This is a genomic window from Micromonospora sp. S-DT3-3-22, from assembly GCF_015354745.1.
Taxonomy (GTDB): Bacteria; Actinomycetota; Actinomycetes; order Mycobacteriales; family Micromonosporaceae; genus Micromonospora; species Micromonospora wenchangensis.
On sequence record NZ_JACGMO010000003.1, the window covers coordinates 20215 to 45342 of the forward strand.

Here is a 25128-nt window from a genome sequence, read left to right on the forward strand (position 1 = left end):
ATGAGCCGGTGAAGATCCTGTCCATCCAGTCCTCGGTCGCCTACGGCCACGTCGGCAACTCGGCGGCCGTGTTCCCCCTCCAGCGCCTCGGGCACGAGGTCTGGCCGGTGCTGACCGTGCACTTCTCCAACCACACCGGGTACGGCGCGTGGCGCGGGCCGCTGCTGGCCCCGGCCGACGTGGCGGAGGTGATCGAGGGCATCGCCGACCGGGGGGTGCTCGGCACCGCCGACGCGGTGCTGTCGGGCTACCAGGGCGACCCGGCGATGGGCGCGGTCATCCTCGCCGCGGCCGACCGGGTCCGGGCGGCCAACCCGGACGCGGTGTACTGCTGCGACCCGGTGATGGGCGACACGGGCCGGGGGATGTTCGTCCGGCCCGGCATTCCGGAGTACCTGCGGGACGTGGTGGTCCCGCGCGCCGACATCATCACCCCGAACCACTTCGAGCTGGACTTCCTCGCCGGCCGGACGACCACCTCGCTGACCGCCGTGCTGGACGCCGTCGACGTGGTCCGTGCCACCGGGCCCCGGGACGTCCTGGTGACCAGCGTGCTGCACGACGACGTGCCGGCCGGTTCGCTGGAGGTGGTGGCCGTCTCGGACGAGGGCGCCTGGGCGGTGACCACGCCGCTGCTGCCGATCAACCCCAACGGCGGTGGCGACGTCACCGCCGCGCTCTACCTGGCCCACCTGCGCACGACGGGCTCACCCGCGATCGCGCTGGAACGCACCATCGCCTCGGTCTTCACCGTGCTGGAGCGGACCCTCGCCGCAGGCACCCGGGAGATCCAACTGGTCGCCGCCCAGGACGCCATCGCCGACCCGCCGGCCCGGTTCACCGCCCGCCGGCTGCGCTGACCCCCGTGGCCCGGCGTCCGGGCGGCCACCCGACCGGCACCCCCCTGCCCGGCCCGGCCGCGGTCCGACCGGCGGTGCGGTGGTGACCCGGCGCGCCCTCACCGGTCGGCGGTGACCGGGTCACCGGCCCGGCCGGCGGCCGGCAGGTGCTGGTCAGCGTGGTGCTGCTCCAACGCACCCGGGACCGGGTCGCGCCCCGCCTCCGGCCGGTGGTCGCCCCGCCCCGGGTGACCGGCCGACCCCGGTCGGCTCAGGGGGAGGTCGAGAGCGTGCTGATCAGGCCGAAGCCCCCGCAGCAGAGCACCCCCAGCACGGCCAGCGTGACGAGCAGGATGCTGTAGTTCGACCACATCCCGAACTTCGTCACGTCGGTGCCCTGCCCGTCGTGGACCCGGTTGCGCCAACCGCCGAAGCGGAACGACAGCGGGTAGACCATTCCGGGCTGGACGGTGAGCGCGGTGGTGACGATCGGGATGCCCATGAAGTCCGTGTAACGGATGTCGTGCGCCCCGGCCGGCACGGCCACGTACCAGGTTCCCTCGCCGGGGATCGACACCAACCGTCTGTCGACCTTGAAACGGCTGGTGGACGGGACGGGCACCAGATACGGACCCCGGTTGACCGAGACGGCCAGCACGGCGTGCCCCGGCGGCGGGGGGATCGGCTGCGGGTAGGCGATCAGCGGCGCGACGGGGCCGGGCGCGGACGGGTACGACGGCTGAGGGGGGTACGACATCGCCACATCCTGGCATGACCGTCGGACGCGGTGCGCGCGGGCGGCGTGCCACCGGCCGGACGGGACGACCCCGCGCGCACCGGCGCCCGCCCCGCAGGACGATCCGGCCCGGGTTGAACCGTCGGCACCCCGGTTCGTATAAGGGGGCCGGGACGGGAGGATGTCGGTGGGACCGAGGGTGTGGAAAGCGATGGTGGGGATGCGGCGGGCCTTTGTCACGGTGCTGCTGGCCGGGATCGCGCTGCTCGTGGCGGCACAGCCGGCGCAGGCGGCACAGCCGGCGGGTGTGACGCAACCGGTGGGTGCGGTACGGCCGGTCCGCGCGGTGCCGGCCGAAACCGGTCGGTACTACGTCGTCGGGCCACCCGTCGACGGGCAACGGGAGTACCTCTACGCCATCGCGCTGCGTACCCTCGGTAACGGCAACCGGTTCCGGGAGATCGTCGAACTCAACGTCGGCCGGGTCCAGCCCGACGGCGAGACGTTCACCGACGGGGTGGTCCTGCGCCCCGGCTGGCGGCTCGTGCTGCCCAAGGACGCACAGGGCCAGGGGGTACGGATCGGCCGGCTGCCGCAACTGGGCCCACGGTCACCGGCTCCGGCCAGCCCGAGCCCACGCGCCTCGACCCCGTCCCGCCCCAGCTCGACCCCGCGTACGGCGGCCCCGTCCTCCGCAGCGCCCTCCCGTCCGGCCGGGACCGCCGCCGCGACCACCCGGGCCGTCGCCCGGCCCCCCGACCCTCCGCAGGCCGGTGGCGGGCTGGACCCGCTGCTGATCCGGGTCGGCGCCGGGCTGCTGGCGGTCTTCTTCGCCGCCGTGGCCGTGCTGCTGCTGCGTCGTGGCGGGCCCCGCCGGCTGGTGCTGGAGGACGACGGGCCGTGGCCGCCGCAGCGACACCACACCCCGACTCCCGCCGAACTCGCCGCCGGACCGGTGGCCGAGGAGGGGGACACCCCGCCGCCCCCGGTCACCCGCCCGTCGTCCGCAGCGTCAACGTCGGCGGCGATGCCGTCGCCCCCGCCGGCACCGCCGCTCACCCGGCCGGTCACGGCACCGGCACGGCGACCGGCCCCGCCGGCGGTCACCCCGCCGATCCTGCCCCCGCCGCCATCGGTGGTCCTGCCGGCACCGCGTACCGCCGTCCGGCCCACCGCCCCGTCGGCGTCGCCCCCGGCGGCGGAACCGGCACCGCTGCCGGCCGCCGCGCCCCCGCCGGCATCGGTCCGCCCGGACCCGGCCGTCCTGCCGGGACCGGCCTCCCTGCCAGAACCGACCGCAGCGCCGGCATCGGCGTCACTTCCGGGGCCGGTAGCACCACCGGTGCCGGAACCGGTCGAGGGGCCGCCGTCCCCACCGGAGTCGACCGCAGGCCGGGCCGTTACGTCGGCCCCGGGGTCGGCGGAACTCCCGGCGGCGGAACAGGTCCCGGGATCGACGTCCGTGCCGGCGTCGGAGTCCGTGCCGGGGCCGGGGACCGACGTGGCGGCACCGGAGGCGGCGGGCCCCGGTACCCGACCGTCGCCCCCGGCGACGGCGGGCGGGCTGCCCGTGAAGCCGGTCTGGCCGCCCCGGGCACCACAGTCGGCACCACCCCGACCGACCCCGGTCGACCTACCGGCCGTCCCACCGCAGCCGCAGGCCGTCCCCCCGGCGGTCGTCCGGTCAGCGCCGTCGGCCGTCCCGCAGCCGCCGGCTGGCCCGGCTCCGGCGGTGCCGTCGGCCCCGACGCCGCAGTCGACCGGGACCGTCGCCGCACCGACCGCGACGGCATCTGGGATTACCGCCGCGTCGGCCGGCGTGGCACCCACCGGGACCGACGGTGCGTGGGTCGGGGTGGAGCTGCCGCGTCCGGCGGTGCCGACCGGCAACGAGGTCCCGTACCTGAGCACCGAGCTGGCGACCGAACTCGGGCCGATCCGGGTCCGGCTGGTCGGGGTCGCGGCGGGCCGGGGCGCGCCCGCGTACGCCTGGCTCGGCCCGGACGAGGCCGCGCCCCCGGCGACCCTGCCCCTGGTGCTGGGCCACCTGGGGCCGTGGCGGTTGCACGTCGACCTGGGACGGGCGCCCGACGTGCTCACCCTGGTCGGCGACACCGACGACTGCCGGCAGACGGCCGCCCTGTTCGCCCGGCGGCTGCGGGCCGGCGGGATCGGCGTGGCCACGGTGGGCGACGTGCTCGGCGGGCAGGCCCCGGAGGGTTGCCGTCCACTGTCGGGGCTCCCGGCGGCGACCGCCCCCGACGTCGACCCGCCCGCGCCGTACGTGGTGTTCACCCCGGGCCTGGCCGGTGCGGAACTGGCCGGGGCACGGCGACTCGCCACGGACACCGGGGGACGGTGCGTGCCGGTGGTGATCGGACCGGTGCCGGCCGGCCGGTGGTCGGTTCAGGTGTCCCCGGTCGACGGCGGGTCCACCACCCGGGCCGGTACGGCGGACTGAAGGCCGGCGACGGCGGACGGCAACGGCCCCGGGGTGACCTCCCCGATCCGCTGCCACCCGCCCGCCTGCGCCCGGAAGGCGCGCTGCACCACGATCCGGTCGTACGAGCGGCTGCCGAGGACCAGGTCCACCCCGGCCCGGTGCAGCCGGTCCACCCTGGTCCGGACCAGGGTCAGCCCGGCCAGCATGGTGTGGGTGGCCCCGACGTCGACGGTGCGTCCCGCCGGCACCCGGACCTCCACCAGCAGCCGGCCCGGCCGGGCCACCGGCCGCTGCTGGTAGAGCGGCAACCAGCCCCGGGGCAGCCCCCGGGACCGGGCCGGCAGCAGCGCGTACGCCTCCCGGGTGCCGAAGCCGGGCCAGCGGCGGACGTCGTTCGGCAACCCGGCGACCGACCGGTTGGTGGGCGCGGCACGGATCCGCAGGGGTTCGCCGTCGGCGTCCACGGTGGGCAGCAGCCGGCTGAACCCGTCAGAGCGGAAGCCGCCCACCAGTCGGACCCGGTCCAGCCGGGCGGCCGGCAGCAGGTAGGTGTCGGGGCTGCCCAGGACGTACTTGAACCGCGCCGGCACGTGCGCCCGCAGCACCGCCATCGGGATCGCGCCGCCCGGGGAGATCCGCACCCGCAGCAGGTCGCTGCCGGCCGGGGCCGACCGGGGATCGAGGAACGCGGCCACGAACAACTCGACGCCGGGCACCCCGTCGCCGACCGCCCGCGCCGGATCACCCTCGACGAGGACGTACGCCTCGAACGTCGCGGCGTTGACCTGCTGGCCGCGCCGCAACCAGGGTGGGCCGTAGTCGGCCGCGCGGCGGCTCTCGGTGACCAGGGCGGGCCGGGGGAGGGGCACGGCCGGCTGTTCCGCCGCCCCGGCGTCGTCGCCGACCGGCGTCGGGGCGGTCACGTCGGCCGGGGAGGAAGCGGCGGTGCCGTCCGGTCCGGGGGTCGGATCGTCGACGCGTGCCGGTGCCGGGTGCCCGTCGGCCGGCCCGCTGTCGACGACCCCGGCGGCGGGGGAGGCGACCACGATCCGTTCCCGGTCCCGCCGGGACACCAGCAGCCCCTCGGGCGTCGCGTCCAGGGTCGACGGGCCGTCGGCGTACCTCGGTCGGTGTGCCTGCCACGCGGCGACCGCGCCCGTCGGGTCGAACGCCCGCAGGTCACGCCGGTCGTCGATCAGCTCGGCCCGGCCGCCTGCGGGCGGGGTCCAGACGGTGGCCCCGGTCGTCTCGGCCAGCTCGGCCACCTCCGCGACGAGCCGGGCCTGCTCGTCGGCGTCGGACGGCCAGGTCAACCAGAGCCGCAGGTCGGCGCCGTAGAGCGGCAGGTCGCCGAGGAGCGCGGCGAGCTGCCCGCCGCTGTGCACGTCCTGGGTGCCGCTGTAGGTGCCGACGAGGAAGCCGCCGGAGCGGGCGGTGACGGCGACGGTGACCACCCCGGTCGACGCGCCGAGGCGGTGCGCGGTGGCCCGCCTGGTCACGAAGTCGGCCCTGGTGGCCAGGGCGAGGCCGTCCGGCAGCGGCAACCCCACCACCCCGGTACGGGGACGGACCAGCCCGTCGTCCACCGCGAACCAGCCGGGCAGGGAGGTGGCGAGATCCGGTGGCTGGAGCACGAGCCAGTCCATCGGCTGGCGGGTCACCCGGTCCAGCGGCACCGCGTCCAGTGGCCCGCTGTCGGGGGCCGGCCGGGCGGGGCCGGTGGCCGACCGGTCGATGGTGTGCCTGATGTCCGAGCCGTCCGGGCTGACCAGCACGTCGTGCCCGAGCAGCCCGGCCACCTCGGTGAACAGGTCGAGGTGCCGGGCCCCGTCGTCGGCGAGGATCCGGACGTCCTGTGCCGCGTCCGCGCCGTGCCGGACCAGGGTGGCGACGGCCCGCGCGTCGAGCGGCCGGCCGGGGGCGGTGGGCACCACCAGTCGTCCGCCGGGGCCCGGGGCCAGCCAGAGGTCGTACAGGCCGGCGATGCGGCGGTGCCGGCGCGGGTCGAAGCGGCGGGTGGCCGGCACCCGGTCCAAGCCGTTGCCGCCCGCCGGCTCCGCCGTGCGCCCGAGCCCGTTCACCGCCGCCCCACCTTCGTCTCCACCGGCACCTGATCGCCCGGCCCGCCGCTCGTCGCCACCGTCGGTGGTGGACGGACGTCCGCCTGCCGGTCACCCGTCTCCACCGGGGGACGGCCCGAGGAGATGTTCCCGTCATCGGCGGCCGGTACCCTCGGCTGACCTCATGACGAGGATCATGGAAATCTGGTTCAGATTGATTTGAACGGACCGGCCGCTGATCCGCAATAGACGGTGAAGGCCGGTGACGCTCGGCCATGGTGACTGAAGGGGGACACCCAGTGCTGGCGAAGCGCTCGATCCTTGCCCGCCTGCTCGCGGTGGCGATGGCCGGTTGCGTGCTGATGGCGCCGACCGGGCCGGCTGTGGCGAAGGCCACCAACGATCCGCAGCCGTACGTGAAGTACTACGTGGTCGCGGCGCAGTACCAGGGCCAGCCGGAGAGCCTGACGGCGATCGCCCGGCGGTTCCTCGGCAGCGGCGAACGGTCTGCGGAGATCTACCACCTCAACACCGGCCGCGTGCAGCCCGACGGGTCCCGGCTGACCGACCCGGGCCGTCTGAAGGCCGGCTGGCAGCTGGTGCTGCCCTGGGACGCGGCCGGTGAGGGGGTGAAGTACGGCCAGCTCCCGACCGGCAGGCGGCCCACCCCGAGTGCCCGGCCCTCCGGCGCGGCCGGTCCCACGCCCGACGCGGTCAGCCCGAGCCCGAATCCGAGCCCGACCCGGACGGGCGGCAGCCCGCGACCGGGCGCGACCGGCCCGAAGTGCACCGCCACCACCGGGTCGAGCAGCCGGTCGGACTGGGCGCAGCTGCGGATGGCCGCCGACAGCGCCTGGACCCTGACCCGTGGCAACGGGGTCAAGGTGGCGGTGGTCGACACCGGCGTCGACGCGAGTGTGCAGCAGCTCAGCGGCCGGGTGGCGGTCGGCGCGGACGTGACCGTCGGCAACGGGCGCGGGGACACCGACTGCCTGGGCAGCGGCACCGCCATGGCGGGCATCATCGCCGGTGACAGCAGTGTCGACGGCAGCCCGGTGGGTATCGCGCCGGACGCCACCATCCTGCCCGTGCGGGTGGTGCGCGGTTCGGGTGCCGCGCGGGCGGCCGACGCGGCGAACGCCATCGAGGTGGCGGTCAGCGCCGGCGCGTCGGTCGTCGCGGTCGGCTCGCACGTCGACCTCGGTGACCCGGCGGTGGCGTCCTCCGTGGCCACCGCCCTCGACCACGACGTCCTGCTGGTGGTCGGTGCGCCGACCAAGGCGATGACGCCGCCGTCCCCGGCCGGCCGGTCCGGGGGCGGCGCGCTGCTGTTCACCGGCGGCGTCGGTGCCGGCGACCAGCTCGCCGAGCAGTACGTGGAGGGCGCGGTGGAGGTGGTCGCGCCCGGGGTGGACGTGGCGAGCCTCGGGGTCGGCGGTGGCCGGGCGGTGAGCAACACCGGCACCGAGTTCGCCGTCGCGTTCGTCGCCGGGCAGGCGGCGTTGATCCGGGCGGCCCAGCCCGACCTGACCGCCGCCCAGGTCAAGGAGCGCATCCGCAGCACCGCCGACGCGATCGGCGCGGCCCCCGACGCCAAGTACGGCTCCGGCATGATCAACCCGGCCGCCTCGGTGTCGGTGGCGGTGGACGACCGCAACCAGGTGGCCAGCCAGCAGGAGGGCAACACCGGCGCGGCACTCGCCGTCATCCTCGGCATCGCGCTGCTCTGCGGCGTCGGCGTGGTCTTCGGCCTGCGGCTGCGTCGCCGCCGGTTCGCCGGCTGAGCCCGTCACCGGCCCGACCGCTGACGCCGGCGTCCGCCTGTCCGCCACCACAACTCGACGAGGAACGCCCCGAGGTGGCCCCACATCCGACGGGCTCCGGTGGACCAGGACGGCCCACCGGAGCCCGCGACCCGGGGTCGGCTACCGCCGGCTGAAGGTCTGCTTCGGATTGAACACGCAGATCCAGGACATCATCGGCGCGCCGACGCCGTGCCCGTCGACGTCCAGGCAGCGGTCGGTCTCCCGGTTGAACAGGGAGGTGCGGCCGTTGTACTCGATCCACTCCCACTTCTGGGCGGGGTTGCCGCTACAGATGGCGACCTGCACGGGCGTGCCGTCGCGCTTCTCACCCCAGGCCACGTCGAGACAGAGCCCGTTGGCCCGGACGCTGCCGTCGGAGCGGAAGTCCCACCACTGCGAGCGTTCCTCCCGGCACTTGTTCAGCACCGCCCGTACCCCGTCGCTGGTCCCGGCGGTGACGCACAGCCCGGTCTCCTTGCCCACGAGCTGCTTGGTGCCGGCCGGTCGGGTCGGCGCCGCCGCCGGCTTGGCCGACGGGCTCGCGGGCGGTGGCGGGGCGGCCGAGCTGCCCTCCGGGCTGGGCGACGGTGACGCCGGCGGCGTCACCGTCGGGCTGGCGGACGGCGACGCCGACGGCGGCTTCGGCCGCAGCCGGTTGTCGAGGGCGTAGTAGTCGGCGTGCTCCCGCACGGTCCGCAGGTACGCCTGCGTCCCGGCGTCCAGGTCACCGCCGGCCTGGCGGACGGCGGCGGGCCCGTTGCGGTACGCGGCCAGCGCCAGCAGCGACGGGTCACCCTCCAGCCCGGACAGCTCCTTGTGCAGGGCGCACAGGGCGGTGCCGGACGCCGGGATCGCCTCCTGCGGGTCCCAGGCCGAGGCGTCGGACGGGCCGTACGCCTGCCACACCTCGGGTCGGAACTGTGCGACGCCCCGCTGCCCCTCGGGGCCGAGCAGGTTGGCGTCGAACCCGGACAGCGCCATCAACTGCGCGGCGACCAGCGGCGGCGTCACCTCGGGGCAGACCGAGCCGGCCCGGACGACGAGCGCGGTGTAGCTGCCGGGCACCGCCTTGGGCTGCTGCACGCCGGAGCTGGGGCGGGCCTGGCCGGAACCGCCGAACGCGGTCAGCTTGCCGTAGTAGGCGGCGTACCCGCTGGCCTGGTCGACGTACCTGACCGCGTCGGTGGGCACCCCCTTGGCGTCGCGTACCTCGTCGAGGCCGGTGTGGAACGCGGCCAGCGAGAGCCGCCAGGTGTCACCCGGGACGTCCGCCAGCCGGACCTGGCCGCTGAGGTCGCACATCAGGTGGGCCAGGGCGAGGATGTTGGCGGCGGGGTCGGAGCGTTCCGCGCCGGGCCACGGCGCCCACGCCTTCCACGCGGCGGCGTCGAGACCGGCGATGCCCTGCCCGCCGGAGGCCGTCCGGCTGGCCCGGCCGTCGAGGCCCGACTCGGCCATCAGCTGACCGGCCAGCCGGGCCGAGGTGAGCGTCGGGCACGAACGGGCGGCGGCCTGGATGGTCGTCAGGTGTTCCTTGGAGACGGGCCGACCGGTCAGGTCGTCGTCGCGGGCCTCGGCCGCGCCCCAGCCGACAGCGGCCACCACCATGGACAGCACGGCGAGTCCGGCGACGACGAAGGCTGCGGTACGACGGGGGATCGACCCCAGTCGGGCGAGTACGGAGGGGTGATCGGATTTCACGGGAGGTGTCCCTTCCGGCGTGGCGACATCGCTGTCGTGACGGATGCGCGATGTCCTTGGTTCACCGGGCTCGAATCGGATCGGATGATTTTGGTCCGGTCGACATTGAACCGAGGGGCGTAGCGGGCCGTCAACGTGGCTACCGCCGGGCCGGGCCGGAGTCACACCGGGCATCGGCGGCGATGGCCGTGTCGTTGATCGGAGCTTGAGATGCTTTCTCGCCGCAGGGTACTCGGGATGGGATTCGCCGGCGCCGCCGTGGTCGGCGTGCCGCTGGTGGCGGCCCCGTTGATCTCGCGGGCGCGGGCCTCGGGCGGCCTGCCGCTGAACGTGGTGAACAGCACGGGCCGGTTCGCCAACTCGGCGATCCGGATGTACGTCGTCGGCACCGACCCGGAGACCGGGGCGATGGGCTACGTCCGGGAGAGCGGACGGTTCACCCCGGCCGACCCGGCGCACAACGGCCCGGACGGCGCCGCCGACATCGGCGTCCGGCTGGCCGACTCCGGGGTGACCCGGTTCGTCCTGCCGATGATGTCGGGCCGGATCTACTTCGCCATCGACGGCCAGCTGCGGTTCACCGTGGTCACCGACGGCAACGGCCGGCCGGCGTTGCAGTACCCGGTCGGCTGGATGGCCGACGACCCGAGCTTCGGCGTGCTGCACGACTGCTGTGAATTCACCTACAACGCCTCGGGAATGTTCTGCAACACCACCACCGTGGACATGTTCAGCATCCCGCTGTCGATCCGGTTGCTCGGCGACGTGGAGCAGGCCACCGGCAAGCTCGTCGACGGCGGCCGGGACGCCATCTTCGCCGAGCTGGCCCGCCAGCCCGGCTTCGAGCGGCTGGTGCTCGGCGACGGGCTGCGCGTCATCGCACCGGGTAAGGGCATCGAGACGGGCCGCTTCGACCCGGCGTACTACGACGGTTACATCGCCGAGACCTGGGACCGGTACAGCCGTACCGAGCTGCGGGTCCACGGGCCGACGGGCACCTTCCGGGGCCGGGTCGTCGACGGACGGTTCACCTTCGACGGCGGGGTACGCGCCTTCGACCGGCCCTCCACGCTCAACGTGTTCCACTGCGACGGGGCGCTCGCCGCACCCAACGACGGGCGGTCCGGGCCGGTGGCGGCGGTCCTCGGGGCCGGGTTCAACCGGTCGGTGCTCGACCAGCCTGACCAGCCGACCACCAGTCGGGACGCCTACTACCAGCATCCGGTGACCAACCACTACTCCCGGGTGCTGCACCGGCACAGCGCCGACGGCCGGGCGTACGGCTTCCCGTTCGACGACGTCGCCGACGACGCCTCCTACATCCAGGACACCGCGCCCCGGGAGGTGACCATCACGCTGACCCCGTTCGGCGGGGGCGCGGCCGGGCAACCGGAACCCGAGGTCGAGCGCCCGGTGGTCGTCGAGCGCCAGGTCGTCGAGGGGCCACCGGTCGTCGCCGCCGCGGCCCGGGGCGTGGGCCAGGAGATCCCGGCGGCCGGCTTCGACCGGCAGCAGGGCGTACGGACCGAACCGTCCAGTGAGGGCGGCGAGCACCTGGGCTTCCTCGCCCACGGCGACTGGGCCGGATACCGGGGGGTCGACTTCGGTCGCGAGCCGGCGACCCAGTTCCAGGTGCGGGTGGCCTCCGGCGCGCCGCAGGGGGTCTCCGGCCTGATCGAGGTACGCCTCGACGCCCCCGGCCTGCCGCCGGTGGGCACCATCGCGGTGGCCGGCACCGGAGGCTGGCAGAACTGGGTCACCGTGCCGGGGAACCTCGCCCCGGTGACCGGGGTGCACGACGTCTACCTCACGTTCGCCAGCGGGCAACCCGAGGAGTTCGTCAACGTCCGCTGGCTGCGTTTCACCCGATGAGCGCGGCCACCCTCGTCGCCCCGGCGTACGACACCGACCGGTGGGCCGCCGCCGCGCCGTCCGCCGCCGCGCCGTCCGCCGCCGCGTCCCGGCGTCACCGGTCGACCGGTCGACGGCCCGGTCGACCGTCCGATGAGCACGGTTATGCTCTCTTCCTAGGCGGGCTCGACGTCGAGACGACGGCGCGGCCGTACGGGGGTGACCCGTACGTCAGGGGGAGGCGTTCTGTGTCGGCGGTGCCCAACGAAGCGCCCGGGGTGACCGGCGACGCGGCGACCGAGCGGGCCTCCCCCGAGGCCCTGATGCGCTGGATCCACGAGCAGTACCGGGGACCGCTGCTGCGGTTCCTCACCCGGCTGGTCCTCGGCCGGCAGGAACTCGCCGAGGATCTGGTCCAGGAGACGTTCCTGCGTACCTGGCGGAACCTGGAGACGCTGGCGGAGGACCCGCGCCGGATCGCCCCGTGGCTCTACACGGTCGCCCGGCACGTGGCCATCGACGCGATGCGCGCCCGGCAGTCCCGCCCGCCCGAGGTGGCCATCCCCGACCTCAACCGGCTCGCCTCCGCCGACGACGAGATGGACCGGGTGGTCAGCACCCACACCGTCCGGTTGGCGTTGCAGCAGATCAAACCGGAGCACCGTGAGGTGCTCGTCGAGATGTACTACAAGGGCTCCTCGGTCGCCGAGGCCGCGCAGCGACTGGGAATCCCGGAGGGTACGGTAAAGTCCAGAACGTACTATGCGGTGCGCGCGCTGCACGCAGCGATCGGCCCGACCGAGTCGTCGTGATGACGCGACGTGTCGGTTTCCCGCTCGATCCGCCGGACGGCTGCCGTCCCGGGGGTCGTCACACCGTCACCGGTGTCTCCGGGTCGAGAAGGAGGGCGTGATGCGCACCGGGGGTGAACATCCCACCGCCGAGCACGCCGCCCTGGCCCTCTACCTGCTCGGCGCGCTCGACGACGCCGACCGGGTGGCGTTCGAGGCCCACCTGGCCGGTTGTGACGAGTGCCTGTCCGCGGCGGGTGAGATGGGCGGCGTGACCAGCGCCCTCGGCGGGCTGGACGCCGCCGACTGGGACGACCTCGCCGGCCTGACGCCCGAGTTCCCGCTGCCGCCCGAGTTCGGCCCACCGCCGGACCGCGCCCAGGCCCCGGCGACCCCGCCGCCGGTCGACCCGCTGTCGGGCGGCCCGCCGTCGGTGGACCCGCCGCCCCCCACCGGTTCCGGTGAGCCGGCGACGCCCGTTCCGGTCGCCCGTCCGCCCGCCGACGAGCCGGCGGCACCGGTTCCGGTCGCGCGTCCGCCCGCCGACTCCCTGCCGACGTCACCCACCGCCGACGGCGGGCCGGTGACAGCCGACGGCCCGGCCCCGGCCGTCGACGCCGAGCCGCTCACCGAGGTACCGCCGGTCGCGGCACCCCGCCGGGGTGCCCGTCGGGGTGCCGGCCCGCGTACCACCGGCCGGGGGGCGGGCAGCCGCCCCGGCGGGGACCGGCCCGCGACGGCCTCCGGCACGGGGGGCACCCGTCCCGCCGATCCGTCCCGCCGTCGCCGGATGGTCCTCTGGGGCGGGGTGGCCGCCGCGCTGGTGGCCGTCGTGCTGGCCGGCGGGATCGCCGTGGTCTCCGGTTTCGGCGACCGCAGCGGCGTGGTGCTCACCGCGACCGGGGAGGCGCCGGCCGAGGGGGTGAGCCTCTCCGTCGCGATCACCACCGACGAGGGGCGGGGCTCCACCATCCGGATCACCGCCACCGGCCTGCGCCAGGGCCTGCGGTACCGCCTGTTCGCGGTGACCCGCGACGGCGTCACCCACGTGGTACGGGACTGGACCGCCTCGACCGGCCCGCAGGAGGTGACCGGCGAACTGTCGCTGCCGGTCGCGGACCTGGCCTTCGTCACCGTGGGCCTGGTGGACGGCACCGCGATCGTCACCGCCCCGATCTCCCGCTGAGCCACCCGCCCGACCCTGCCCGGCCCCGATCTGCCCGGGCCCGATCCCGTCCGGCCCCGGACCGGCAGGTCAGGTCCGGGGCCGGACGGGACGCCGTGGTCAGTACGGGTCGGTGTGCGGGACCTCCTTGGCCCGGTGCGCGCCCGCCTTGCAGCCGGCGAACGGCCCGGCCGGGTTGCGCAGGCTGGTCAGCACCGGTTCCAGGTAGTCGCGGTGCCAGTTGGCCGGGCCGCACAGCCCCGCCTCCGGGCCGGTGAGTTCCTGCCACGCCAACCACAGTCCGTGCAACTGCGCCACCGCCTCGGGGTGCCGCCACCACTGCCCGCACCAGGGCGCGGTCGAGGACGCCTCCCGGGCGTAGATCGGCACGAGCAGCAGCCGGACCCAATTGCTGAGCAACTCCAGCTCCTCGACGTACTCGTCGTCGCGCAGGTAGAGGATGAACGGTGAGGTGGACGGCCGGTCGTCCGGCGGCGCGTCGTCGGCGCGGGTCTGCTCCTGCGGGGTGGTCACCGTCATGGACACTCCTCATCGGTCTGCCGGTCGGATCGGTTCCGCCGGTCGGTGCGGTTCAGTCGCCCGAGGCGGTGGGGCTGGGCGAGGCGGTGGGCGGGAACGACGGCGGCGGACCACCGAGCCCCTGGTACTTGGCGAACAGGGACCGGACCTGCGCGAGGTAGAGCTGGGCGGCGTTGGTGGAGGGGACGCCACCGGCCCGGCGTACCTCGTCGATGCCGACGGCGTACGCGGCGAGCGTCAGGTCGAGCACCTCACCGATCGCCTCACCGTTGTCCAGCAGGGCCTGGGCCTGCCCGGCCAGGGCGCAGACGTGCTTGGCCTGGGCGGCGATCGAGTCCTCCTCGTCGACCGCGTCGGTGTCGCCGTCGTCGTCGGTGTCCTCGCCGTACTGCGTGAAGACCGCAGGTGGGAGCTGGGAGATGCCCTTCTCCCCGTTCGGGCCGACCTTCGCCGGGTCCCACCCGGAGGCCACCTCGATCTGCGCGGCGATCACCACGGGTCCGATCTGGGTGCAGGTCTTCCCGGCGTCCTCGATGCTGTCCGCCAGCCCCTCGGGCACCTGGTCGGGGTCGAGCGTGCCCTTGCCGTCGCCCTGCGCGGCGGCCAGCGAGTCGTCGGCGACGCTGACCGGGTCGGCCGAGCCCCCGCCGCCGCCGAAGAGCAGGATCAGCGCGACGAGCGGGGCCAGCAGCACGCCCAACGCGCCGATCACGAACACGGCGGCGGCCCCGACCACCCCGACCACCGGGGTGGCCAGGCAGCTCAGCCCGGCCGCGACCGCCGCGCCGATCAGCGCCGCGCTGCTCCGGTTGGACCCTTGCGTCGGCTGTGCGCCGTCGTTGTCGGACGCTGCCATGTCGCCTCCCGTGCCTGGTCGCAATCGCGGTGGAAAAAGTTCGTCCCCGGCGTGAACCGGGGGGCGGGACCCGTCGTAGTGGCGTCCGTCGACCGCCCGGCCCGCCGTACCGACGGGTCCGGACCCGGGGTGGTTCAACCGGGACGGCGACGACGTGGAGCGACATTTCCGAGGAGGTGGGTGCATGGGGTCCGCGACGATGACCGACCCGGCACCGCGGATGCCACCGGGGCCGCCGTCCGCCCGGACCGGTCCCGCGACGGCGGCGTCCCGGCGGTCCCTGTCCGAGACGGGGCTGGGCTGGATCGCGGCGCACGGTGGCGCCGGCACGACGACGCTGACCCGGCTCTTCGGCGGCGTCGATCTCGGCTGCCGGTGGCCGGACGCCGCGCGGGCGGAGCCGGCCACGGTGATGCTGGTCGGCCGGACCAACGCCGAGGGCATGCGGGCGATGTCCCGGGCGCTCAACGTGCTGCGGGAAGGGCGTCACCCGCCCGGTATGCGGCTGGTCGGCCTGGTGCTGCTGGCCGACGCCCCGGGCCGGCTGCCGCCGGCGCTGGCCCGCCGGATCCGGGTGCTGCGGTCGGTCGCGCCGGTGCACCGGGTGCCGTGGATTCCGGCGTGGCGGCTGGGACAGCAGCCCGCACGGATGCCCAAGGCCCTGGACCGGCTGCGGGCGGCGACCGGGCTGGCCGGCGAGGGGAGGACACCGTGACCTCCGGGCACGGGATCGTCGCCGCGTTCCTGGCGCGCGGTCCGGCGGCGGCGCCCTCCCCGCTGCCGGCGTTCCAGCCCCCACCGCCGTACAACCCGGCCGGTGGCGCGGCCGACGACCTGCTGAACCTGCTCGCCTGGGGGGTCAGCGCGGCGGGCGTCGCCGGGCTGCTCATCCTCGGCATCTCGATGGCCATCCAACTCAACCGGGGCGTACCCGGGGAAATGAGCGACCACTTCCGCGGGGCGGTGTTCATCGCGATCGGCTGCGCGCTCGGCGCGACCGCCGGCCCGCTCGTCACGTTCTTCGGCGACCTCGGACTCTGAGCCGGATCGCCGCCGGCCGGACAGCGCACCCCGCACTGCCGGCCAGTCCCACCCCGCACCGCCGGAGCGTCGTCGACGCCTCCGGTGCCGGTGCCTGCCCGAAGGAGAACTCCGATGTCGTTCACGAGCCTTTCCCAGTACGCCGCCGCCTACCTGTTCGCCCGCCTCCCGATGGCACCCGACCCGGGACCCGGCAGCGGGATCAACCCCAAGCCCGGTGCCCCGGGCCAGCTGACCACCCTGGTGAACAAGCTGCTGGGCCTGATCGCCTGGGCGGGCACCGCCGCCGGGGTGGCCGGGGTGCTGATCACCGGCACGATGATGGCGATCTCGGTGAAGCGGGGCGAGAGTTCCGAGCACATGTCCCGCCTCGGCCTGGTGCTCGGCGGCTGCATCCTGGTCGCCGTCGCGGGTCCGCTGGCCAACTTCTTCCTCGGCGGTGCCGGCACCACCGAAGGCCAACCGCAGTGACCGGCGGGCGAGGCCGGTCCCCGGCGGACCCGCCGTTCTGGACCGAGCGCGGCTGGCTGCTGTCCGTGGCGTTCCTCGCCGGCATGGCGTTGCTGGCGGCGGGGGTCTGGGCGTCCGGGGCGACCCGGCAGACGTCTGTCGACCCGGTGGCCCGGACCGCCGCCGAGGCGCAGGTGGCGCAGTGTCCGCCCCGACCGGTGGTGGCGGCCGGGCCGGCGGTGCCGCCCGACGACGTGACGTGGCGGACCCTCGACGGCGGGGACCGGGTGCCGGTCTCCGCGACGCAGGGACCGTCGCGCACCGCCGACGGGGTACTGGGCTGCTTCGCGCACACCCCGATCGGTGCGGTGCTGGCGGCGCACGCCGTGCCCACCCAGCTGGCCGGGCCCGCCTGGCGGGCCGTGGCCGACCGGCAGGTGCTGCCGGGGCCGGGCCGGGACGTGCTGGTGGCCCGGCTGGAGGCCGTCGCGGGGGTCGTCACCAGCCGTGGCGGCGGCAGCTACGCAGGCTTCGCCCTGGTCCGGTACGCGGCCGACGCCGCCCAGGTGCAGCTGCTGGTCAAGACCGGCGCCGGCGGCTACGTGGCGACCCTGGTCGCGGTGCGCTGGGAGGCCGGCGACTGGAAGCTGACCCCGTCCCGGGCCGGGGTGGTGCACACCTCGCTCGGCACGGTCACCGGCAGCGCCGGCTACACCCTCTGGAGGAAGTAGATGGGCGGGTGTTCACCTCCCAGTCCCCTCGACATCATCACCGGCTTCTTCTCGTTCCTCGGTGACCCGATCGGCACCCTGGTCCGGATGATCGCCAACCTGATGCTGGCCGCCGCGATCTCCATCTTCGCCGAGTTGAGCGCCTCGGTGCCGACCCTGGGCACCACGACCGAGGGCGGCCCGGACGACGTACCGAGCCTGATCAGCGACCAGATCGAGTGGGTCGTCACCTATCTGGCGATCGGGTCGGTGCTGTTCGCCGCCGCCCGGATGGCGATGGAGCGCAAGGGCACCGCCGGGCGGACGGCGTTGCAGGGCTTCCTGCGGGTCATCCTGGTCGCCGGGGCCGGTTCGTGGGTGGTGGGCCGGGCGGCCAGCCTCTCCGACGGTTTCTCCGACCACCTGCTCAGGTCGGCGGCCATGCAGGTGATCATGGGTGTGCCGTGTGTGGACAACGGCTCCTCCATCGAGTCGTTCCTGCTGCTGGTGCTGGCCTTCCTGCTGCTGATCGCCGCCATCGTGCACGTGCTGATGCTCTATCTGCGGCTGGGCGTGATGACCATCATGCTCGGCACGCTGCCGCTGGCCGCCGCCGCGTCGATGACGAACTGGGGCGCCGGCTGGTGGCGCAAGCACATCGGCTGGACGGTGGCCTGGCTGCTCTACAAGCCCGCCGTCGGTCTGATCATGTTCTCCGGCGCGGAGATGCTCGCCGTCGGCAGCCGGACCCAGAACTCCTCGCACATCCGCATCGCCGGCATCGGCGTCCTGCTGCTGTCGGCGATCGCCCTGCCGGCGCTGCTCAAGATCGTGGTGCCGGCCACGGCGGCGCTGGGCACCGGCGACCCGACCGGCACCGCCGTCTCGGCTGCGGGCGGCATGGTCGCCTCCGGCGCGAAACGGGTCGCCGGGTCCGCCCTGTCCTCCGGCGGCGGGGGCGGTGGTGCGCCGTCCGGCGCACGCGGGCCGCAGGGCAACCGGGGCGACACCGGCCGGCAGGGACCGTCCGGCAGCGAGGGCCGGACCGGCCGTAACGCGGGCAGCTCCGCCGGTGGCGCGGCGGCCGCGAGTTCCGCCGCCCGGCTGGCCGGACCGGTCGGGGCGGCGATCGACGGGGCGCACCGGGCGGCCCGCGCCGGCCGGAGCATGGCGGCCGGCACCGTGTCCGGCGCGGACGGCGACGCCGGCCACAACTGACAGCGCGGGGCGGCGGCCGGCCGGTCGTCGCCCCGGTGAGACGAGGGAGAGGCAATGTCGACGGAAGCCGTCATCGAACCGACGTACGGCAACTGGCGTCGGCCGCGCCGGGCCGGGCTGGGCCCGCTCGGCCTGGTCGGCACGGTCGGGGTGTTCGGCGGGCTGGTGCTGGTGCTGCTGGCCTCGCTGGCGTCGTTGCAGGCGGCGTTCGTGGTCGGCGTGCCGCTCGTGGTGGCGCTGCTGCCGATGGCCGTACGCACCCAGGACGGCCGCAACATGTACCAGCTCCTGACGTTGCGGATCGGCTGGTCGCGTCGGGTGTCCCGCCGGGAGCACCTGTACGTCTCCGGGCCGCTCTCGGCCCGGCCGGGTGGCCGGTTCCCGCCGCCCGGCCTGCTCAGCGGGGTGCTCGCCCGGGAGGGCCGGGACGCCTACGACAGGCCGTTCGGGGTGCTGCACCACAAGAGCCGCAACCTCTACACGATCGTGCTGCGGTGCGAGCCCGACGGCGGGTCGCTGGTCGACCCGGAGCAGGTCGACACGTGGGTGTCGCTGTGGGGGGAGTGGCTGTCCCGGCTCGCCCACGAGCCGGGGCTGCGCGGGGCGTCGGTGGTGGTGGAGACCGCCCCGGACCCGGGTACCCGGCTCGCGGCGGAGGTGCTGCCCCGGCTGGACGCCGCCGCCCCCGCCGCCGCGCGCGCCGTGCTGGAGGAGGTGGTCGACGACTACCCGTCCGCGTCGTCGGAGATGAACTCGTACATCACCCTCACCTACGCCCCGGTGGGCGGGGCGCGACGGGACCCGGAGGACGTGGTCACCGACCTGGCCATCCGGGTGCCGAGCCTGCTGACCGGGCTGATCGGGGCCGGCGGGGGTGTCGCCGAGCCGCTGTCCGCCGAGCAGATCGCCGAGGTGGTGCGGGTGGCGTACGACCCGGCGTGCGCCGCCGAGGTGCTCAGCGTCCGGGCCGAGCACGGGCGGACCGGGCTGGAGTGGGCCGACTGCGGTCCGGTTGCCGCGGTCGAGTCGGTGGACGCCTACCAGCACGACTCGGGGGTCTCCCGGACCTGGCTGCTCACCCTGGCCCCCCGGGGCACGGTGCGCTCCAGTGTGCTGCGCACCATGCTCGACGCGTCCGCCGGCACCCGCCGCAAGCGGGTGGCGTTGCTCTACCGGCCGATCGATCCGGCGACGTCGGCCCGGATCGTGGAGGCCGACCGGCGTACGGCGCAGTTCATGGCCACCTCCGGGCGGGGCATGGTGCAGGCGCGGGCCGCGGCCGAGGTCCGCGCCGCCGAGCAGGCCGCCGCCGAGGAGGCCACCGGCGCGGGGCTGGTGGAGTTCTCACTGATGCTCACCGTCACCGTCGACGACCGGTCCCAGCTCGACGACGCGTCGGTGCTGGTACGCAACATGACCGGGGCGACCCGGATCGCGATGCGGCCGGCCCACCGGATGCAGGCGGCGGCGTTCACCTGCACCCTGCCGGCCGGAATCCTTCCGTGGGAGCAGACCGTGCTGCCACACGAACTCCAGGAGGCGATGTGAGCGGCGCACCGGTGGCCCGCGTGGACGGGCTCGGGGCGGGCTGGCCGGCCGGTACCTCGGGGGCGCGTACCGCGCTGACCGGGCTTGTCGGCGACCCGGACGACGAGGCCCCCGTACCGCCGAAGAACACCCGGCCCCCCCGGCCCCGCCGGGAGCTGCCCACCTCGGCCCGGGGGTGGGAGGGGCCCGGCGGTGGCCGGGTCGGCTACCTCGACGCGCCCACCATGTGGCGGGCCACCACCGTGCAGGCGTGCGGGTTGTGGCCGTTCTCGGCCGGCTCGGGGGCGCCGATGTCCGGGGTGCCGCTCGGTCAGCACCTCTACACCGGCGCCACGGTCTGCGGTGATCCGATCTCCTGGTTCACCCGGGCCCGCTACATCTCCAACCCGTCGCTGTTCATGCTGGGCATGCCCGGCCTGGGCAAGTCGACCCTGATCAACCGGATGGCGGTGGGCCTGGCCGCGACCGGGGTGGTGCCGCTGGTGCTCGGCGATCTCAAGCCGGACTACGCGGACACGGTCCGCGCCCTCGGCGGGCAGGTGATCCCGATCGGCCGTGGCGTCGGCGGGATCAACGTGCTGGACCCGGGGGCGATGGGGCTGGCCGCGGAACGCATCGGCGGCCGGGCCGGCCGGGCGCTGGCCGCCGAGACGCACGGCCGGGTGCTGAACATGGTGGCGGCGCTGCTGACCATCGTGCGGGGCCGGGCCCTGGACGACCACGAGCAGTCGGTGCTCTCCGCCTGCCTGCGGCACCTGCGCGAACACACCCCGCAGGGCCGGGCCCCGCTGCTGCCGGACCTGTTGCGGGTGCTGGAGGAGGGGCCGGACCGGGTCCGCGCGGTGACCCTGGACCGGGGGCAGGAGAGCCGCTACCGGGACGCGGTGGACCCGCTGCACCGGTCGCTGCTGGGCATCCTCGACGGCGCGTTGGGCGACACCTTCGGCTCGACGACCTCCACCCGGATCGACCCGGACGCCCCCGCGGTGTGCATCGACATCTCCCGCATCGGCGAGTCCGACACCCAGCTCACCGCGGCGGCGATGCTGGCCGCCTGGTCCGAGGGCCTGGGCACGGTCGCCGCCTCGCACGCCCTGGCCGACGCCGGCCTGGCCCCGCGCCGCTGGTTCTTCACGATCCTGGACGAGTTGTGGCGACCGTTGCGGGCGGCCTCCGGCATCGTCGACCGGATCGACGCGCTGACCCGGCTCAACCGGTCGCTCGGCCTCGGCGACGCCAAGATCACCCACACCCTGAAGGACGCCGAGGCGTTGGGTTCCGACGCCGACCGGGCCAAGGCGCGCGGTTTCGTGGAGCGGGCCGGGATCGTCGCCTGCGCCGGGCTGCCGGCGGCGGAGATGACCGACCTGGGCCGGGTGATCGGCCTGTCCAAACGGGAGATCGAACTGGTCTCCTCCTGGTCGTCGCCGCCGGGCTGGGCGAGCACGGGCAGCAACGAGGAGCCACCCGGGCGGGGCCGGTTCCTGATCAAGGTGGGTGGCCGGCCCGGCATCCCGATCCGGGTGTCCATCACCGACACCGAGCGCCGGCTGCACGACACCAACCAGCGCTGGGTGCAGAACGGCTACGCCGCCCAGCAGGCCGCCGAGCGGGCGGCGGCCCGGCAGGCGGCCTTCGAGGCCGAGGCGGAACTGGGCAACCTGGCCACCCGGCCGGAGCTGGCGCAGTTCGCCGACGGTGCGGTCGCGGGCGAGCGGGGGTGGCGGGCGTGAGCCGGATGTCGTCGGGTGCGCCCCGGGGGGCGGACCTGTTCTTCTGGGCCTTCTGCCTGGTGGTCCTCGCCAACGCGGCGCTGTTCACGGTCGCCTGGCTGGGCGGCACCCTGGGCGCCGCGGTGACCGGGCACGGCTGGCACCCGCCGCCGTTCACGCTCGGCGCGTACCTGGCGCTGATCTCCGGGGACACCGGAACGCTCTGGCCCGGCGCGTCGCCGTACGCGGTCTACGCCGGGATGCTGGTGGTGGCGCTGCTGCTGGTGGTGCCGGCGGTGCTGGCCGGACGCCGGCTGCTGGACCTGCGCGGACGCGGTGTCGGGCTGGCCCGGGTGCGTGACCTGGCCCCGCTGACTCCCGCCGGGATCGCGGCCCGCGCCCGGGAGCTGCGTCCCTCGCTGGCCGGGGTACGGCAGCTCACCCCGGACGACACCGGCAACCTGCTCGGTGACCTGTCGCCCAACGGCCCGGAGCTGCGGTCCTCCTTCGAGGACGTCGAGTTGGACCTGATGGCCCCTCGGGCCGGCAAGTCCACAGGCATCGCGGTGCCCCGGGTGCTGCGGGCCCGGGGTGCGGTGCTGCTCACCTCCAACAAGTCCGACGTGTACGCGGTGACCCGGGCCGAACGCGAACGCGTCGGTACGGTGTGGACGTTCGACCCGCAGGGCATCGCCCACGTCCCCCGGCAGATGTGGTGGGACATCCTCGCCGACTGCGCCACCATCGAGGGGGCCCGTCGGTTGGCCGGGCACTTCGTGGCGTCGGTCAACGACGACACCGCCAAGAAGGACTTCTGGATCTCGGCGGCCCAGAACACCCTGACCGCGCTCTTCCTGGCCGCCGCCCGGGGGCGGGCCCCGGTCGCCGAACTGCTCGGCTGGCTGGCCGACCCGGCCGACCGTACCCCGATCGACCTGCTGCGTGACGCCGGCCTGCCGGCGATGGCCGAGCAGCTCCAGGGCACCGTACGCGGGGCGGTGGAGACCCGCGACGGCATCTACGAGACGGCCCGGCAGTGCGTGGCGTGCCTGCTCGACCCGGAGATCCTGGCCTGGGTGTCCCCGGACCCGTACCTGCCGCAGTTCCGCCCGGAACAGCACGTGCTCGGCCGGGACACCCTCTTCCTGCTGTCCAAGGACGGGGGCGGCTCCGCCGCCGGGGTGATCGCCGGCCTCGCCGACGCCACCCTGCGGGCGGGAGTCGTGGCCGCCGAACGGATGGGCGGCCGGCTCGACCCCCCGATGACGGCGGTGCTGGACGAGGCGGCGAACGTGTGCCGCATCTCGGACCTGCCCGACCTCTACTCGCACCTGGGATCGCGGGGGATCAACGTGGTCACCCTGTTGCAGAGCTACCGGCAGGGGTCACGGGTCTGGGGCGAGGCAGGCATGGACGCGCTGTGGGGCGCGGCCACCATCAAGCTGCTCGGTGCGGGGCTCGACGACGCCGACTTCGTGGAGAAGGTCTCCAAACTGGTCGGGCAGCACGACGTGAGCACGGTCAGCGTCTCCCGCAGCCGGGACGGATCGTCGCGGTCGACCTCGTACCGGCAGGAGCACGTGTTGCCGCCGGACCGGATCCGGGCCCTGCCGAAGGGGACCGCGCTGCTGCTCGCCACCGGTATCCGGCCCGCCGTGATCAGGCTGCGGCCCTGGTACAGGGAGCCGGATGCGGCGCGGATCTCGGCCCAGGCCCGGCAGGAGGTCGCGGCGATCACCGAGCGGGCGGCCGGCAAGGCCGCCACGACGCCGTGGCCGACTGACCGGCGAGAAACCCCCGCCGTCGGCTGAACCGGCCCGCCTGGTCGGTCGTAGAGAGCGTGTCAACCGCTGGTCGAGCATCAAGGAGCCCAGGTGTCCTCACCCCATCAGCCGCCACCGGGCGGGACCGGAAGTCCCACCGGCAGCGCGAACAACAGCATCCACTACCCGCCCACCGAGAGCGAGTACGGGCCGGTCGTCTACACGCCGAGCAACTACAGCCAGGGCAGTTACGCCCCGGGTGCCTACACGCCGAGCAACTACAGCCAGGGCGCCCCGAGCACGTCTTCCGGGCCGACGGGCTACGGCCAGTACGGCGCGGCCGACTACCAGGACTTGGTAGGTCAGCCGTACAACACGTCGAACTCCTCCGGCCGCAGCAGCCCCGGCCCGGGGGACTCGATCAGCGTCCAGTGGAACGAGGGGGAGACCAGCGAGCACTCGCTGGACAGCCAGAACCGGGTGATGACCTGGGCACAGCAGGCCGGCCGGTGGGTCTACGAGAACGACGAGAAGATCGTCAACTTCGTGTCGCTGGTCGCGTCGCCCGGGGTGCAGGGCAGCGCCGGGCTACGGGGCAACGCGGTGGCCAACAGCGTCGGTCTGGCCCTGGCCGCCGGCCCCGGCATGTACGTGGTGGGCAAGGAGGTGATCAACTCGCTGCGCAACGGCCAGCAGGGTGACCTGGTGCGGGCCGCCTACGGCGCGGTGGCTGCGGCAGGTGCGATGACCTGGGGTGTCGGCTACGCGCCGGGCCAGGACGTCACGGCCGGCAACGCGGGGGCCATCGTGCACGGCGTGGGCTCCGGGCTCATGGTCACCCGGGGCCCCCGGGAACAGCCGAGGCGTTCCCGGCAGGACACGGAGGCCCGGGGGGACGTCGCCGACACCGCAAGTTCGCACCGCAGGGGCGGGGCCACCTCCCGTAACCACACGTCGCGGACCCACACCTCCCGCACCAGCGGCCGCGACAGCGGCTCGTCGCACGAGCCGGTGAACCGGCGCAACGGGTCCGACCGCACCCGTGACCAGCATCGGCGGGGCGGCGGTGGCAACAGCGGTGGTGGCGGGGGCGTCCTCCGGTAGGTCACGCCTGCCGTGAGCGTCCAGGTCGGGGTGCCGCCGCGTCCAGGGACGTGGACCGGCGGCACCCCGACGGCGTGGTGGGTGGGCGGGCACACCCCGACCCTCCACCCACCACCCGCACCGGCCGTAACCGGTCGGCCGGTCCGTTCCGTACGCTGCCGGCCCGCTCCGCCTGGGCGGGCCGGCAGCGCTTCACCCGGAAGGCAGGGTGAACCGCCAGCGTCGTGCGCGCAGCACGGGCGCGACCCGGTCGACCGCCGCGACGCTCTGGCTGCGGTCCCCGCCACCGTCGTGTAGCAGCACCACCGCGCCGGGGGTGACCCCGTCGAGCAGCCGGCGGACGAGTTCGTCGGTGCCCGGCGGCTCCCAGTCCCCGACGGCCAGCCGCCACCCGAGCGGCCGCATGCCCAGCGCGGCGGCCACCGCCGGCGTGGCACCCCAGGCCCCGTAGGGGGCCCGGAAGTACCGGACCTTGGCCGCCGGCACGGCCCGCCGGATGGCCTCGTTGGCTTCCCGCAGGTCCGCCTCGATCCGCTCGGGCGACCAGGTGGTCATGTCGTCGTGGTGCATGCTGTGGTTGCCCAGGCGGTGGCCGTCGGCCACGATCCTGCGCACCACCTCGGGGTGGGCCTCGACCTGCCCGCCGCAGAGGAAGAACACGGCCGCGATCCGGTGCCGCCGCAGGACGGTGAGCAGGCGCAGGGTGTCGGTGGGGTTCGGGCCGTCGTCGAAGGTGAGGCTGACCGTCCGCCCGCCGCCCCGGGCCGTGTCGAGGATGTCGGCGCTCACCGGCCG

General features: G+C 75.0%; 21 protein-coding genes. 15 read left to right on the forward strand and 6 right to left on the reverse strand.

Annotated elements, in window-relative coordinates; genetic code table 11:
- Positions 1–8 precede the first annotated feature (8 nt).
- Positions 9–860: a pyridoxal kinase PdxY gene (gene pdxY, locus H1A17_RS01255; RefSeq protein WP_145920259.1), complete on the forward strand. Its 852-nt coding sequence runs from the start codon at positions 9–11 to the stop codon at positions 858–860.
- A gap of 250 nt (positions 861–1110) precedes the next feature.
- On the opposite strand, the gene H1A17_RS01260 is transcribed toward pdxY, so the two are convergent.
- Positions 1111–1596 (reverse strand): hypothetical protein, encoded by a 486-nt coding sequence (locus H1A17_RS01260; RefSeq protein WP_145920258.1) that lies wholly within the window; start codon positions 1594–1596, stop codon positions 1111–1113.
- 190 nt (positions 1597–1786) lie between these two features.
- On the opposite strand from H1A17_RS01260, the gene H1A17_RS01265 reads away from it, so the two are divergent.
- On the forward strand, positions 1787–4036 hold the full coding sequence (locus H1A17_RS01265; RefSeq protein WP_194820820.1) for a hypothetical protein: 2250 nt from the start codon (positions 1787–1789) through the stop codon (positions 4034–4036).
- Here H1A17_RS01265 and H1A17_RS01270 read toward each other — a convergent pair.
- Positions 3982–6099, reverse strand: a complete 2118-nt coding sequence (locus H1A17_RS01270) for a hypothetical protein (RefSeq protein ID WP_309236662.1) — start codon at positions 6097–6099, stop codon at positions 3982–3984. The genes H1A17_RS01265 and H1A17_RS01270 overlap by 55 nt on opposite strands.
- Before the next feature lie 278 nt (positions 6100–6377).
- On the opposite strand from H1A17_RS01270, the gene H1A17_RS01275 reads away from it, so the two are divergent.
- The gene (locus H1A17_RS01275) at positions 6378–7862 is read left to right on the forward strand and encodes a S8 family serine peptidase (protein ID WP_145920256.1); all 1485 of its coding nucleotides are present in this window, start codon (positions 6378–6380) and stop codon (positions 7860–7862) included.
- A gap of 141 nt (positions 7863–8003) precedes the next feature.
- Here the strand turns inward: H1A17_RS01275 and H1A17_RS01280 are convergent, their stop codons facing one another.
- Entirely contained in the window at positions 8004–9584 is a 1581-nt protein-coding gene (locus H1A17_RS01280) for a ricin-type beta-trefoil lectin domain protein (protein WP_240762168.1), read from the reverse strand.
- Positions 9585–9821: 237 nt separating this feature from the next.
- Here H1A17_RS01280 and H1A17_RS01285 point away from each other — a divergent pair, with 237 nt between their 5' ends.
- The 3 genes from H1A17_RS01285 (at position 9822) to H1A17_RS01295 (ending at position 13412) form a co-directional block, all read left to right on the forward strand.
- Complete coding sequence (locus tag H1A17_RS01285) at positions 9822–11456, forward strand: beta-1,3-glucanase family protein (protein WP_228542700.1); 1635 nt, start codon at positions 9822–9824, stop codon at positions 11454–11456.
- Positions 11457–11692: 236 nt separating this feature from the next.
- On the forward strand, positions 11693–12247 hold the full coding sequence (locus H1A17_RS01290; RefSeq protein WP_145920254.1) for a sigma-70 family RNA polymerase sigma factor: 555 nt from the start codon (positions 11693–11695) through the stop codon (positions 12245–12247).
- A gap of 100 nt (positions 12248–12347) precedes the next feature.
- Positions 12348–13412, forward strand: coding sequence for a zf-HC2 domain-containing protein (locus H1A17_RS01295; RefSeq protein WP_168222507.1), 1065 nt, complete (start codon positions 12348–12350; stop codon positions 13410–13412).
- A 99-nt stretch (positions 13413–13511) separates the two neighbouring features.
- Here the strand turns inward: H1A17_RS01295 and H1A17_RS01300 are convergent, their stop codons facing one another.
- Both H1A17_RS01300 and H1A17_RS01305 read right to left on the reverse strand, forming a co-directional pair.
- Positions 13512–13931: a DUF4913 domain-containing protein gene (locus H1A17_RS01300; RefSeq protein ID WP_194820822.1), complete on the reverse strand. Its 420-nt coding sequence runs from the start codon at positions 13929–13931 to the stop codon at positions 13512–13514.
- A gap of 52 nt (positions 13932–13983) precedes the next feature.
- Positions 13984–14787, reverse strand: a complete 804-nt coding sequence (locus H1A17_RS01305) for a lytic transglycosylase domain-containing protein (protein ID WP_145920251.1) — start codon at positions 14785–14787, stop codon at positions 13984–13986.
- 184 nt (positions 14788–14971) lie between these two features.
- Here H1A17_RS01305 and H1A17_RS01310 point away from each other — a divergent pair, with 184 nt between their 5' ends.
- The 9 genes from H1A17_RS01310 (at position 14972) to H1A17_RS01350 (ending at position 24333) form a co-directional block, all read left to right on the forward strand.
- Positions 14972–15502 carry a hypothetical protein gene (locus H1A17_RS01310; RefSeq protein ID WP_228542701.1) on the forward strand — a complete coding sequence of 177 codons (531 nt, stop codon included), beginning with the start codon at positions 14972–14974 and terminating at the stop codon, positions 15500–15502.
- Positions 15499–15828 carry a hypothetical protein gene (locus tag H1A17_RS01315; protein ID WP_205789048.1) on the forward strand — a complete coding sequence of 110 codons (330 nt, stop codon included), beginning with the start codon at positions 15499–15501 and terminating at the stop codon, positions 15826–15828. The genes H1A17_RS01310 and H1A17_RS01315 overlap by 4 nt, the downstream gene beginning before the upstream one ends.
- Before the next feature lie 114 nt (positions 15829–15942).
- On the forward strand, positions 15943–16299 hold the full coding sequence (locus tag H1A17_RS01320) for a hypothetical protein (protein WP_205789046.1): 357 nt from the start codon (positions 15943–15945) through the stop codon (positions 16297–16299).
- Positions 16296–17009, forward strand: a complete 714-nt coding sequence (locus H1A17_RS01325; RefSeq protein WP_194820823.1) for a hypothetical protein — start codon at positions 16296–16298, stop codon at positions 17007–17009. The genes H1A17_RS01320 and H1A17_RS01325 overlap by 4 nt, the downstream gene beginning before the upstream one ends.
- Positions 17010–18206, forward strand: a complete 1197-nt coding sequence (locus tag H1A17_RS01330) for a hypothetical protein (protein WP_145920249.1) — start codon at positions 17010–17012, stop codon at positions 18204–18206. It abuts the gene before it with no gap.
- Between the two features lie 54 nt (positions 18207–18260).
- A complete protein-coding gene (locus H1A17_RS01335; protein ID WP_145920248.1) occupies positions 18261–19754 on the forward strand; it encodes an SCO6880 family protein in 1494 nt (497 codons plus the stop codon).
- Positions 19751–21487 carry an ATP/GTP-binding protein gene (locus tag H1A17_RS01340; protein WP_240762164.1) on the forward strand — a complete coding sequence of 579 codons (1737 nt, stop codon included), beginning with the start codon at positions 19751–19753 and terminating at the stop codon, positions 21485–21487. The genes H1A17_RS01335 and H1A17_RS01340 overlap by 4 nt, the downstream gene beginning before the upstream one ends.
- A 5-nt stretch (positions 21488–21492) precedes the next feature.
- Positions 21493–23277, forward strand: coding sequence for a type IV secretory system conjugative DNA transfer family protein (locus H1A17_RS01345; RefSeq protein ID WP_145922873.1), 1785 nt, complete (start codon positions 21493–21495; stop codon positions 23275–23277).
- Between the two features lie 63 nt (positions 23278–23340).
- The gene (locus tag H1A17_RS01350) at positions 23341–24333 is read left to right on the forward strand and encodes a hypothetical protein (protein WP_145920247.1); all 993 of its coding nucleotides are present in this window, start codon (positions 23341–23343) and stop codon (positions 24331–24333) included.
- A 192-nt stretch (positions 24334–24525) separates the two neighbouring features.
- Here H1A17_RS01350 and H1A17_RS01355 read toward each other — a convergent pair whose 3' ends face one another.
- A complete protein-coding gene (locus H1A17_RS01355; protein ID WP_194820824.1) occupies positions 24526–25122 on the reverse strand; it encodes a polysaccharide deacetylase family protein in 597 nt (198 codons plus the stop codon).
- Between the last annotated feature and the right edge of the window lie 6 nt (positions 25123–25128).

Coding starts and splice junctions, on each gene's coding strand:
- H1A17_RS01330 (WP_145920249.1), top strand. CDS start 17,010: ATGGGCGGGTGTTCACCTCCCAGTCCCCTCGACATCATCACCGGCTTC.
- H1A17_RS01345 (WP_145922873.1), top strand. CDS start 21,493: ATGTCGTCGGGTGCGCCCCGGGGGGCGGACCTGTTCTTCTGGGCCTTC.
- H1A17_RS01305 (WP_145920251.1), bottom strand. CDS start 14,787: ATGGCAGCGTCCGACAACGACGGCGCACAGCCGACGCAAGGGTCCAAC.
- H1A17_RS01265 (WP_194820820.1), top strand. CDS start 1,787: ATGGTGGGGATGCGGCGGGCCTTTGTCACGGTGCTGCTGGCCGGGATC.
- H1A17_RS01310 (WP_228542701.1), top strand. CDS start 14,972: ATGGGGTCCGCGACGATGACCGACCCGGCACCGCGGATGCCACCGGGG.
- H1A17_RS01295 (WP_168222507.1), top strand. CDS start 12,348: ATGCGCACCGGGGGTGAACATCCCACCGCCGAGCACGCCGCCCTGGCC.
- H1A17_RS01320 (WP_205789046.1), top strand. CDS start 15,943: ATGTCGTTCACGAGCCTTTCCCAGTACGCCGCCGCCTACCTGTTCGCC.
- H1A17_RS01335 (WP_145920248.1), top strand. CDS start 18,261: ATGTCGACGGAAGCCGTCATCGAACCGACGTACGGCAACTGGCGTCGG.
- H1A17_RS01285 (WP_228542700.1), top strand. CDS start 9,822: ATGGGATTCGCCGGCGCCGCCGTGGTCGGCGTGCCGCTGGTGGCGGCC.
- H1A17_RS01260 (WP_145920258.1), bottom strand. CDS start 1,596: ATGTCGTACCCCCCTCAGCCGTCGTACCCGTCCGCGCCCGGCCCCGTC.
- H1A17_RS01300 (WP_194820822.1), bottom strand. CDS start 13,931: ATGACGGTGACCACCCCGCAGGAGCAGACCCGCGCCGACGACGCGCCG.